The following is a 12,038-nucleotide window of genomic DNA, read 5'->3' on the forward strand; positions in this document are numbered from 1 at the left end:
CATGACCATGCTCCGACTCGCCGGCGACCTTGCCGTCGGCAGGCTCGGCTACGGCGCGATGCAGCTGCCGGGCCCCCAGGTATGGGGCCCGCCGGCCAACCCGGACAACGCCCTGGCGGTGCTCCGCCGGGCCGTCGAGCTGGGCGTCACCCACATCGACACCAGCGACGCGTACGGCCCTCACGTGGCGAACGAACTGATCAGGCAGGCCCTGCACCCCTACCCCGACGATCTCGTCATCGCCACCAAGGTCGGCGTCGCCAGGGACGAGTGGCGCTCCTTCAACGCCGCCGCCAAGCCCGCCGAGCTGCGCGAGCAGGTGGAGGAGAACCTCGCCCGCCTCGGCCGGGCCCGGCTCGACCTGGTCTACCTGCGGGTGGGCGGCGACGGCCTGCTCCACCCGGACGAGACGCCGTTCGCGGAGTCGTTCGCCACGCTGGCCGGGCTGCGCGAGCGTGGGCTCATCCGGCACCTGGGGCTCAGCGGGGTCACCGTCGAGCAGCTCAAGGAGGCCCGCGAGATCGCGCCCGTGGTCGCCGTGCAGAACCGCTACCACCTGCTCGACCGGGGCGGCGAGGACGTGCTGCGGGCCTGCGAGGAGCAGGGCGTGGCGTTCGTGCCCTACTTCCCGCTGGCCGCCGGGCTGCTCAGGCCGGGCCTGGACACCTCGCAGCTGCCGCCCGGCATGGCGCCGTCGGCCGCGCAGGAGCGCACGCTCGACGAGGTGAGCGCCCGGCACGGCGCCACGCGCGCGCAGGTGGCGCTGGCCTGGCTGCTGGGCCGCTCCCCGGCCGTGCTCGCCATCCCCGGCACGACCTCGCTCGCCCACCTGGAGGAGAACGTCGCCGCCGCCGACCTCGTCCTGACGGGCGAGGACCGGGCCGCACTGGACGCGCTCTAACCGCCGACGTGGATGCCCGGCCGCCGCGCCCGATCGGGCTCGCCGGCCCGGATGATCTCCCGTACGACCGGAGCCGTGTCACCCCGCCCCAGGATGAGATAGCGCAGCAGGTGCATCAGCGGCGCCCCCTCCGCCCACTCGAAGTAGCAGTGGGGCCGCACGTCGGTCGCGTCGCGCAGGGCGAGCAGGATGGCGGCGATGGCGTTCGGCGCGGCCGGGCTCTCCGCCCGCAGCACGCGGTGTCCCGCCACCTCCACCCCGTGCACGCGCAGCACGTCGCTGAAGGTGGACGGGTCGATGACGTCGATCTCCAGGAACAGCACGTCCGCCCGGCCCGGGACCGGGTTCATGCCGCGCTGCTCGGCCTCCTTGGCGTCGTACTCGGCCTTGTCGCCGGAGCCGCGCCGGTTGGCGATGATGTTGAGCTGCCCGTCGAAGGCGATCGACTCGGTCACTGGCCGCCGGGCCGCCTCGTCGAACTCGATCCGGTCGGCCCGCAGCTCGGTCGTACGGGAGACGCGCGAGACCAGCGAGATGACGATGATGCCCAGGATGAACAGCGCGGAGATGGCGATGCCGTCGGGCTTCTCCCGGATGTTCTCCACCAGCGCGTACAGCAGGACGAGGGTCAGCACGGTGAACCCGGCGACGGCCCTGCGCTGCCGGCGGCGGACGGCGGAGATCGTCACCGCGACCGCGCCGGAGACCATCATGGCCAGGATGCCAGTGGCGTACGCGCCGGCCTGGGCGTCCACGTCGGCGTCGAACGCGATCGTGAGCACCACGCAGATGCCCGTGTAGACCAGCACCACGGGCCGCACGGCCCGGCCCCACTCGGGCGCCATGCCGTAGGAGGGCAGGTAGCGCGGCACGATGTTGATCAGCCCGGCCATGGCGGAGGCGCCGGCGAACCACAGGATGAGGATGGTGCTGATGTCGTACACCGTGCCGAACATCTCGCCCATCCGCTCGTGGGCCAGGTACGCCAGCGCCCTGCCGTTGGCCGCCCCGCCGGGCCGGAACTCCTCGGCCGGGATGAGCACGGTCGTCACGAAGCTGGTGGCGATGAGGTAGACGCTCATGATGAGCGCGGCGACGGTCAGCAGCTTGCGCGTGTTGCCGATGCGCGAGCTCAGCCGCGCCTCGGCGGTCTCGCCCTTGGCCTCGACCAGCGGCATCATGCTGACGCCCGTCTCGAACCCCGACAGGCCCAGCACCAGCAGCGGGAAGGCCAGCACCGCCGGCCCGATGACCCCGCCCAGGCCGCCGCCCCCGCTGGTCAGCGCGTCGGTCCAGCGCGACAGCGCGTCGGGGGAGGCCAGCACCTCGGTGATCCCCACGACGACGACCACGGCGTTCAGCCCGAGGAACAGCGCCACCAGCGGGATGGCCACGCCGACCGCCTCGGTGAAGCCGAGCAGGAACACCCCGCCGAGCACGAGCAGCAGCGCCACGGTCAGCGCGACCTCGTGGCCGTGCAGGAAACTCGGGAAGAACGGGTTCTCCACGACGTGCACCGACGCGTCGGCCGCCGACAGCGTGATCGTGATGATCCACGACGTGGCCACGAACCCCAGCAGTACCAGCACGAAGAGCTTGCCCTGCCAGAACGGCAGCAGCCGCTCCAGCATCGCCACCGACCCCTGCCCGTGCGGGCTCTCCTTGGCCACCCGCCGGTACATCGGCAGCATGCCCAGCAGCGTCAGCGCCACGATGAGCAGCGTGGCCAGCGGTGACAGCGCCCCGGCGGCCAGCGCGGCGATGGCGGGCAGGTAGGCCAGGGTGGAGAAGTAGTCGACGCCGGTCAGGCACATGACCTTCCACCAGGCCTGCGGCTTGGCGTGCCCCTCGGCGGTCTCGGGGCCGACCGGCTGCACCTGGTGCCGCAGCAGCCACCGCGTCAGGCCGCCGGACGGCGCCGCCTTACGGGTCGGGCTCTCGACCACTTCGGGGATGACGAGCCCACCTCTACCGTCCACCTGATCTTCCTCTCATCGTGAACGGTGCCCACCTTAGCGAGGCGTAAATCCGTTGCCCCATGCAGACCCGCTCTGGTGTCCTGGACCCCCGGCCGGTCGATCGCGAGGAGCAGGCAATGCGAGCAACGTTCATGTCCCCCGAGAGAGAAGGAGTCGTCGACCCAGAGGACATGACGTTCGGTGCGAATGCTCAACTTGGGAATCCTGGCCCATGTAGACGCCGGTAAGACCAGCCTGACCGAGCGGCTGCTCCACGCCGCCGGTGCCATCGACGAGGTCGGCAGCGTCGATGACGGAAACACCCAGACCGACTCCCTGGCCCTGGAGCGCCAGCGCGGCATCACGATCAAGTCCGCGGTCGTCTCCTTCGCCATCGGCGACACCACGGTCAACCTGATCGACACGCCGGGCCACCCCGACTTCATCGCGGAGGTGGAGCGGGTCCTGAACGTGCTCGACGGCGCCGTCCTGGTCGTCTCCGCCGTGGAGGGCGTGCAGGCGCAGACCCGCGTGCTCATGCGTACGCTGCGCCGCCTCGGCATCCCCACGCTCGTCTTCGTCAACAAGATCGACCGGCGCGGCGCCCGGTACGACGGGGTGCTGGGAGAGCTCGCCGCCAAGCTCTCCCCGGCCGTCGTCGCCATGGGAGCCGCCACCGGCCTGGGCTCCGGCGATGCGGCCTTCGCGCCCTTCGACGACGGGCCCGCCTTCGCCGCGAGCCTGGCCGACGTGCTCACCGAGCAGGCCGACGCGCTGCTGGCCGCGTACGTGGCGGACGAGGGGTCGCTCTCCTACGCCCGGCTGCGCGCCGAGCTCGTGACCCAGACCGGGCAGGGGCTGGCGCACCCGGTGTTCTTCGGCTCGGCCATCACCGGCGCCGGCGTGGACGCGCTGATGGCGGGCATCCGGGAGCTGCTGCCCGCCGCCCAGGGCGATCCCGCGGGGCCGCTGTCGGGGACCGTCTTCAAGGTCGAGCGCGGCCCGGCGGGGGAGAAGGTGGCGTACGCGCGGATGTTCGGCGGCACGCTGCGCACCCGCGACCGGCTGAGCTTCGGCGAGGGGCGCGCGGGGAAGGTCACCGCGATCAGCGTGTTCGACGGCGGCGCGGCGGTGCGCCGGCCGGAGGTGGCCGCGGGCCGGATCGCCCGCCTCTGGGGGCTGGCCGACGTCCGGATCGGCGACGCCATCGGCCGGCCGGGCAAGCACGGCGGGCGGGGCCACTTCGCGCCGCCGACCCTGTAGACGGTCGTCGTCCCCGGCTGCCCCGCCGACAGGGGCGCGCTGCACCTCGCGCTGGCCCAGCTCGCCGAGCAGGACCCGCTCATCGGCCTGCGCCAGGACGACCTGCGGCAGGAGGTGTCCGTCTCGCTCTACGGCGAGGTGCAGAAGGAGGTCGTCCAGGCCACGCTCATGAACGACTTCGGCCTCGACGTCACCTTCCGCGAGACCACCACGATCTGCGTCGAGCGGCCCGCCGGCACCGGCGCCGCGTTCGAGCTGATCGCCAAGGCCCCGAACCCGTTCCTCGCCACCGTGGGCCTGCGCGTCGAACCGGGCGCGATCGGCAGCGGGGTCGCGTTCGGGCTGGAGGTGGAGCTGGGGTCGCTGCCGTACGCGTTCATGAAGACGATCGAGGAGACGGTACGCGAGACGCTGCGGCAGGGCCTGCACGGCTGGGAGGTGGTGGACTGCCTGGTCACGCTGACGCACTCCGGCTACTGGGCCCGGCAGAGCCACTCCGGCGGCGTCTTCGACAAGAGCATGTCGAGCACCGCGGGCGACTTCCGCAACCTGGTCCCGCTGGTGCTGATGAGCGCGCTGAAACGGGCCGGGACCACGGTGTACGAGCCGATGCACCGCTTCCGGCTGGAGCTCCCACCCGACACGCTGGGCCCGGTGCTGCCCGTGCTGGCCCGGCTCGGCGCGATCCCGCGTACGCAGCTCTCGTCGCTGGTGGAGGGGGAGATCCCGGCGGCCCGGGTGCACGAGCTGGAGCAGCAGCTCCCTTCGCTGACCCGCGGCGAGGGCGTGCTGGAGTGCGACTTCGACCGCTACCGGCCCGTGCGCGGCCCGGTCCCGCGGCGCCCGCGTACCGACCACAACCCGCTCAACCGGAAGGAGTATCTGCTGCACGTCGTGCGCAGGGTCTACTAGCCGCCGTCCTTGTCGGAGTCGGTGGCCAGGACGATGGTGCCGAGATAGCCGTCGTCCTCCTCGGTGACCTTCAGCAGCATGCCGTCCCGGAAGAGGACGTCACCGGAGTTGAACGTCTCGCGCCTGCCCTCCCGCCGCGTGTACGGCGGCTTCGACAGAACCTCGGCGTTGAGCCGCTCGTCGAACATGAGCTGCGTGCTCAGCACCCGCCGCTCGCTCACGTGCACCATGACGTGGATGTGGACCGTCCGGCCCGGGTACCAGCCCGGCCAGATCGTGGTGAACTCGACGATGCCCTCGGCGTTGGTGACCTGCGCGCCGCGCAGGTACCGCTTGCCGTCGGTGGGCTTCATGTCGGCCATGTCGGACTTGCCGTCCGAGGCGATGTCATCGAGGCTCGGCGGAGCGCCGACGTCGTTCTTCGACTCCTTCTCCGCGCCCGAGTAGAGCCCGGCCGCGTCGCAGTGCCAGATCTCCACCACCGCGTCGTTCACCGGCTCGCACGACTCGGTGTCCTGGACCTTGATGGCCAGGCGCAGCCGGGTGCCCGGCCGGTCCTCGCGGATGTCGCTGCGGATCTTGTCGGCGTCGAAGTAGAAGGGGCCCTGCGTCGCGGTCGGCGTCAGCGTGCACGTGCGGGCCCCGGCGAAGCGGGAGTCCGCCAGGGCGGTGGCCCTGACCCCCGGTCCTGAGGAGGCGATGAGGCTGCCGAGCCCGAGCGAGCTGATGCCGGCGATCAGCCGCCGCCGGCTGACCCGCTGGCCTTCGTGATCGTGTCCCACTGGAGTTTCCTTCGAGGTCAGGATGCTCCTCCCGAACCTCTCACGAGCCGGGGCACTTTCCACGGAGGCGCGGCCCGTGCCACTCGAAGAGCAGCACGGTCGCGTCGTCCTGCAGCTTTCCGTCGTGGTAGGCCAGCACGTCCTTGATCAGCCGGCGCAGCGTCTCGGGGACGGGCAGCCGGGCGGCGCAGTGGCGGATGATGAAGTCCACGAACCGGGCGATGCCGAACTCCTTGCCCTCGTGGCCGCCGGCCTCGATGATGCCGTCGGTGTAGAGCAGCAGGCGGTCGCCGGGTTCGAGCTGCTCGCGGCACGTGGTGACCGGCAGGTCCAGCCCGATCCCCAGCGGATGGGCGGGCGGGCACTCCAGCGTGGTCACCCAGCGCCCGCCGCGGATCAGCACCGGCGGGTGGTGGCCGCGGTTGACCCAGGACAGCACCCCGGTGCGCAGGTCGAAGTCGGCCATGATGGCGGTCAGGAACCGCGCGCTGTCGCCGAACTCGGCCAGCAGCAGCGTCTCGATCGCCTCGCTGTTGACGGCCAGGTCCAGGCCCTGGCGGCGGTGGTTGCGGCAGGCCGTCAGCGCCAGGTTGGCGGCCAGCCCGGCGGCCAGGTCGTGTCCCATGGCGTCGAAGATCGCCAGGTGCACGACGTGCTCGGCCATGGCGTAGTCGAAGGCGTCCCCGCCGATCTCGTACGCGGGCTCCAGCACGCCGCTGATCGTCACCTCGGTGTTGGCGAAGGTCAGCGGCGGCATCAGGTGCCAGAGCATCTCGGCGGCCACGTTCATGGGGCGCGTGCGCACGAGGCGGGGGTAGCAGTCGCTGTAGGGGCGCCGGCTGACCACGATCAGCGCCAGCAGCGCGGCGAACCGGCGGATGGCGGTCTCGCTCTCCGCCTTCCGGCAGGCGGCGTGGACGCGCAGCACGCCGAGGCGCTCGGTGCCGTTCATCAGGGGCACCCACCAGCAGCCGGTCTCGGCGTCGCGGGGCGTGTACAGGATGCGCACCTCCTGGAAGGCGCGCCCGCCGTACGTGGAGTCGACCCGCAGCTCGTCCGGCGGGTCGCCGGGCCGGGGCGGCGTGCCCGGCGCCACCAGCCGCCGCAGCGTGTTCTGCTGCAGATCGGTGAGGTAGATGACCACCTCCTCCATCCCCGCCCCGGGGGCGAACCTGGCCACCACGTCGGGCAGCTGTTCGAGGGTGACCTGATGGCTGGCCTCCAGCAGGCCGGTCATCAGGTGTTCGAGTTCGTGAGGGCCGTTCATCGGTGTCCATCGCCCGCTTCGCCGGTTCCAGAAGGCGATTATCTGCACCGGTTGGTCGGAATCCCGCCAACTGGCGGCATGCGCGGCTAAAGCCTCGAGCCGATCAGCCCCGAAAGCCTTTTCGGTCGATACGAAAATGTAATCAAGCGCTCGCTAGCTGATCAGCGGCCATGCGAGGAGATCTGCCCAGGTGAACCGCTATGCAGCTGGTTGCAGTGGCCGATTGACAGGCCCTGGTTGGCGTTCTACTTTCCCGAAAACCTTTTAGGTAAGCCCGAGTCCACGTTGTTAGCGCTCACATTCCCAAGGGGCACACTCATGAGACGACGATGGGCGGCGGCCCTCGCCGCGGCACTCCTGCTCCTCCTCGGTGACGTGCGGCCCGCGCTCGCGGGCGCGCCGATCACCACCGCGATCTACACGGCCGACCCGGCCGCTCTGGTCGTGGGAGACACCCTGTACCTCTACACCGGCCACGACGAGGCCCCCACGGGCGGCACCAACTTCGTCATGCGGGACTGGCACGTCTTCTCCTCCACCGACGCCACCACGTTCACCGACCAGGGCGCCAAGCTCGCGATCTCGAACTTCTCGTGGGCCGGCGCCGACGCCTGGGCCAGCGAGGTCGAGCGCGGAGCCGACGGCCGCTACTACTGGTACACCTCCGTCAACGGCAACGGCCCCGGCTGGATGAACATCGGCGTGGCCGTCGGCAACAGCCCCACCGGCCCGTTCACCGACGCCATCGGCGGCCCGCTGATCAGCGACAGCACGCCCAACTCCTCCCCACTCAACATCGACCCGACCGTCTTCACCGACGACGACGGCCAGGTCTACATGTACTGGGGCTCCTACTACGGCCTGCGCGCCGCCCGCCTGAACGCCAACATGACCTCGATCAACGGCTCGGTCATCACCCCGAGCGGCGTCTCGAACTTCTGGGAGGCCCCCTGGATGTTCAAGCGCAACGGCGTCTACTACCTCGCGTACGCCGCCAACGACTCGGCCTGCTCGGCCCCCGGCTACGCGTGTGTCCGCTACGCCACCGCGAGCAACCCGCTGGGCCCGTGGACGCACCGCGGGGTCGTGCTCGACCAGGTGACCTCGACCACGAACCATCCGGCGATCATCGAGTTCAAGGGCCAGTGGTACATGGTCTACCACAACGCCTCCAGCCCGGGCGGGGGCAACTTCCGCCGCTCGGTGACCATCGACAAGCTCTCCTTCAACGCCGACGGCACCATGCAGAAGGTCGTGCAGACCGGCGGCCCCACCAACCCCGGCAACCTGGCGGCCACGGCCACCCCCTCCACCTCCTACGTCTCGCCCTGGGAGACCCTCGGCGCGATCAACGACGGCTACACCCCGGCGAACTCGGCCGACCACAGCCACGGCGCCTACGGCAACTGGAACCACCAGGGCACCGAGTGGCTCGAGTACCGCTGGCCCACGGCCCAGACCGTCTCCAGGTCAGAGGTCTACTGGTTCGACGACGACCTGGGCATCGACCTGCCGGCCTCGTGCCAGGTCCAGTACTGGAACGGCAGCGCCTACGTCAACGTGCCCGGCGCGTCGGGCTGCGGCGTGGCCGCCGGCACCTTCAACACCACGACGTTCAGCCCCGTCAGCACGACCCGGCTGCGGCTGAACATCACCTCCCGATCCGGCTACTCGACCGGCGTGCTCGAATGGAGGGCCTTCTCATGAGGCGCGTTCTGACCGTCCTGCTGCTGATCGCGAGCCTGGTCGTGGCCGGCGCTCCGGCCCACGCCGACCAGACGATCGGCTACCCGACCTTCGGCGGCCCGGCCGTGCCCGCGCCGCCGGGGTCGTACACGACCGGCAACATGATGCAGGCCATCTACGACGCGGAGAGCTCGGGCACCGATTTCTGGATGGACCGGCTGCTGGCCCGGCCGGGCAACGACCCGGCGGGCACGTGGCTCATGTCGCGCGGCCGGGCGCTGTTCATGAAGACCCACACGCCGGGCACGCTCGGGTTCGCCGGGCAGGCGGCGTACTGGGAGAGCATCAGCAACAACAACGCCTTCACCGTCGCGGTCACGCCCGGCACGTTCACCGAGCAGGTGAGCTCCCGCTGGCAGGCGCCCAGCCACTGGAAGAGCCGGCACACCAGCGGCTCGATCACGGTCAACCAGACGAAGTTCATCACCGAGAACAACGTCGCCGTGGCCAACCTGGCCCTCACCAACGGCGGCTCCGCCTCGACGACGCTGCAGCTCAGGGCCACCTCCCCGTACGCCACGAGCGGCAGCGGCAGCGAGCTGACCGGCCAGGTGAACGCCTACAACAACCTGACCACGATCTACCCCAGGCTGACCGGCGACGGCTTCACGGTCTCCAGCGGCGGCCTCAACCGCTCGGTCACGATCGCCGCCGGGGCCACGGTGACGGTCAAGGTCGTCATGGGCTTCGTCACCAACGAGATCGCGGCCTCCCGCACCGAGTACGACGCCTACGCCGGCTACTCGGCCGCCACCGCGTTCGCCACCCACGTCCGCGCGTACAACCGCTGGTGGGCGGAGAACGTGCCCTACATCGACGTGCCCGAGCCCGGCATCAAGAAGAACATCTACTACCGCTGGTGGCTGATGCGCTTCAACCACCTCGACGCCGACATCCCCGGGCAGACCTTCCAGTTCCCCACCTCGATCGAGGGCGTGCTGGGCTACAACAACGCGATCGCGCTGACCCAGCCCATGCACATCGACGACCTCAAATACCTGCGCAACCCGATCTACTCCTACGGCGACTGGCTCAGCGTCGGCCAGACCTCCAAGAACGGGCGCTTCGTCGACAACCCCGGCGACCCGGAGAACTGGTCGAACAGCTACACCCAGTACATCGGCGAGGCAGCCTGGAAGAGCTACCAGATCCACGGCGGCCAGCCCGGCATCGCCGCCAACCTGGCCCGCTACGCCGAGCAGGACGTCAAGGGGCAGCTCGCCTTCTACGACACCGACAACAACAAGCTCATCGAGTACGACTGGGGCGCCCTGACCGGCAACGACGCCGACGCCGTCTCCTTCCACTGGAAGCCCGGCCGGATGGACCGCGCCGAGGCCGCCTACCAGTACAGCGGCGCGCTGGCCGCCGCCCAGGCGTACGAGGCCATCGGCAACACCGCCAAGGCCACCGAGATGCGCACGCTCGCCACCCAGATCCAGAACGCCATCGTCAGCGTGCTGTGGAACCCGGGCAGGCAGCTCTTCGAGCACCGGCTGAAGTCCACCAACGAATGGGTGCCGTGGAAGGAGATCAACAACTATTACCCGTTCGCCGTCGGCGCCATCCCCAACACCGCCACCTACAAGCAGGCCCTGCGCCTCTTCGACGACCCGGCGCAGTATCCGATCTTCCCCTTCTACACCGCCAACCAGGCCGACAAGGCGGCCTCCGGCACCGGCAGCAACAACTTCTCCACGATCAACTCCACCGTGCAGTTCCGCCTGCTCTCCTCGGTGCTGCGGAACTACCCCAACGAGTGGATCGACGCCACCTGGTACAAGAAGCTGCTCTACTGGAACGCCTGGGCCCAGTACGTCAACGGCAACACCCAGTGGCCGGACGCCAACGAGTTCTGGGCCGACTGGAACGGCTCCTCGATCGCCTACCGCTCCTGGATCCACCACAACATCCTGGGCAGCGGCAACTGGACCGTCATCGAGGACGTCGCCGGGCTGCGGCCGCGCAACGACGCCAAGGTGGAGCTCTCGCCGATCAACATCGGCTGGACCCACTTCACCGTCAACAACCTGCGCTACCGCAACGCCGACCTGACCATCGTCTGGGACGACCCGGCCGACGGCGTCGTCCGCTACCCCGGCGTGCCCGAGGGCTACTCGATCTACGTCAACGGCAGCCGCGCCGCCACGGTGTCGACGCTGGTGCCGTTCACCTGGGACCCGGCCACCGGCGCGGTGACCACCGGCGGCACCGTCACGCACAACGCCGCCGTCCCCGGCCTCCAGTCGCCCGCGCAGGTGAGCCACACCAGCGCCCGCATGGTCGACCTGCTGGCCAAGGCCGGCGTGGACCTGACCGCCAACCTCACCAACCTGGCCGCCGGCGCCACCGCCACGGCCTCCACCACCGCCTCCGGCAGCTCCACCGCGGGCGCCGTGGACGGCTACCCGATCAACGAGCCGTTCTGGGGCGGCACCACCGCCGGGCAGGACTGGTACGAGCTCAACTTCGGCGCCGCCCGCACCTTCAACGAGGTCCGGCTGCACTTCAAGGACAGCCGCCCGGCCGGCACGACCTACCGGGCACCGGCGTCCTACGACGTCCAGTACCACAACGGCACCGCCTGGGTCAGCGTGCCGTCCCAGGCCAAGTCCCCGCCCGCGCCGCGGGGCAACTACAACGTGGTGCAGTTCCCCGCCGTCACCGCCCAGCGCGTGCGGGTGCTGGCCACGGCCGCCTCCGGGGCCAGGACCGGGCTCACCGAGATCAAGGTCCACAACCGGGGCGGCGTGCAGCCGCCGTCCAACCTGGCCACGTCGGCCACGGCGGCGGCGTCGTACACCTCCTCCTGGGAGAGCGTCGCGGCGGTCAACGACGGCATCGACCCGCCCTCCTCCAACGACACGGTCAACCCGCGCTGGGGCTGCTGGCCCGAGACCGGGCAGCAGTGGGTGGACCTGACCTGGTCCTCGACGCGCAACCTGAACCGGGCCGAGGTGTACTTCTTCGACGACGAGCAGGGCATCGACATGCCGGCGTCGTGGAAGTTGCAGTACTGGAACGGCAGCGCGTACGTGGACGTGCCCGGCGCCTCGGCGTACACGCTGACCAAGAACGCCTACAACACCGTCACCTTCACCGCCACCGCCACCACCCGCCTGCGCGTGCTGCTCACCGGGAACGGCACCAGCTCCGTCGGGCTGCTGGAGGCCAAGGCCTACGGGCCCTGACATCACCGTGAGGGGGCG

General features: G+C 70.4%; 8 protein-coding genes. 5 read left to right on the forward strand and 3 right to left on the reverse strand.

Going from position 1 to position 12,038, the window contains the following annotated elements; genetic code table 11:
- Window position 1 precedes the first annotated feature (1 nt).
- Window positions 2–901 (forward strand): oxidoreductase, encoded by a 900-nt coding sequence (locus tag ACTWPW_RS21180; protein ID WP_443169683.1) that lies wholly within the window; start codon window positions 2–4, stop codon window positions 899–901.
- Here the strand turns inward: ACTWPW_RS21180 and ACTWPW_RS21185 are convergent.
- Window positions 898–2,880, reverse strand: a complete 1,983-nt coding sequence (locus tag ACTWPW_RS21185; RefSeq protein WP_443169684.1) for an amino acid transporter — start codon at window positions 2,878–2,880, stop codon at window positions 898–900. The two genes, ACTWPW_RS21180 and ACTWPW_RS21185, sit on opposite strands and share 4 nt — an antisense overlap.
- A 180-nt stretch (window positions 2,881–3,060) precedes the next feature.
- Between ACTWPW_RS21185 and ACTWPW_RS21190 the strand changes: the two genes are divergently transcribed.
- Both ACTWPW_RS21190 and ACTWPW_RS21195 read left to right on the forward strand, forming a co-directional pair.
- Window positions 3,061–4,122, forward strand: a complete 1,062-nt coding sequence (locus tag ACTWPW_RS21190) for a GTP-binding protein (RefSeq protein WP_443169685.1) — start codon at window positions 3,061–3,063, stop codon at window positions 4,120–4,122.
- Between the two features lie 114 nt (window positions 4,123–4,236).
- Complete coding sequence (locus ACTWPW_RS21195; RefSeq protein WP_443169686.1) at window positions 4,237–5,034, forward strand: hypothetical protein; 798 nt, start codon at window positions 4,237–4,239, stop codon at window positions 5,032–5,034.
- Here ACTWPW_RS21195 and ACTWPW_RS21200 read toward each other — a convergent pair.
- Together ACTWPW_RS21200 and ACTWPW_RS21205 are read right to left on the reverse strand one after the other, a co-directional pair.
- On the reverse strand, window positions 5,031–5,816 hold the full coding sequence (locus ACTWPW_RS21200; protein WP_443169687.1) for an intradiol ring-cleavage dioxygenase: 786 nt from the start codon (window positions 5,814–5,816) through the stop codon (window positions 5,031–5,033). The two genes, ACTWPW_RS21195 and ACTWPW_RS21200, sit on opposite strands and share 4 nt — an antisense overlap.
- 40 nt (window positions 5,817–5,856) lie before the next feature.
- Complete coding sequence (locus tag ACTWPW_RS21205) at window positions 5,857–7,083, reverse strand: PP2C family protein-serine/threonine phosphatase (RefSeq protein WP_375111808.1); 1,227 nt, start codon at window positions 7,081–7,083, stop codon at window positions 5,857–5,859.
- Between the two features lie 318 nt (window positions 7,084–7,401).
- On the opposite strand from ACTWPW_RS21205, the gene ACTWPW_RS21210 reads away from it, so the two are divergent.
- Both ACTWPW_RS21210 and ACTWPW_RS21215 read left to right on the forward strand, forming a co-directional pair.
- Window positions 7,402–8,790, forward strand: a complete 1,389-nt coding sequence (locus ACTWPW_RS21210) for a glycoside hydrolase family 43 protein (RefSeq protein WP_375111807.1) — start codon at window positions 7,402–7,404, stop codon at window positions 8,788–8,790.
- A complete protein-coding gene (locus tag ACTWPW_RS21215; RefSeq protein ID WP_443169688.1) occupies window positions 8,787–12,020 on the forward strand; it encodes a galactose-binding domain-containing protein in 3,234 nt (1,077 codons plus the stop codon). The genes ACTWPW_RS21210 and ACTWPW_RS21215 overlap by 4 nt, the downstream gene beginning before the upstream one ends.
- Window positions 12,021–12,038: the final 18 nt, after the last annotated feature.

The organism is Nonomuraea sp. KM90 (genome assembly GCF_052246675.1).
Lineage (GTDB): Bacteria > Actinomycetota > Actinomycetes > Streptosporangiales > Streptosporangiaceae > Nonomuraea.

Coding starts and splice junctions, on each gene's coding strand:
- ACTWPW_RS21205 (WP_375111808.1), bottom strand. CDS start 7,083: ATGAACGGCCCTCACGAACTCGAACACCTGATGACCGGCCTGCTGGAG.
- ACTWPW_RS21180 (WP_443169683.1), top strand. CDS start 2: ATGACCATGCTCCGACTCGCCGGCGACCTTGCCGTCGGCAGGCTCGGC.
- ACTWPW_RS21215 (WP_443169688.1), top strand. CDS start 8,787: ATGAGGCGCGTTCTGACCGTCCTGCTGCTGATCGCGAGCCTGGTCGTG.
- ACTWPW_RS21210 (WP_375111807.1), top strand. CDS start 7,402: ATGAGACGACGATGGGCGGCGGCCCTCGCCGCGGCACTCCTGCTCCTC.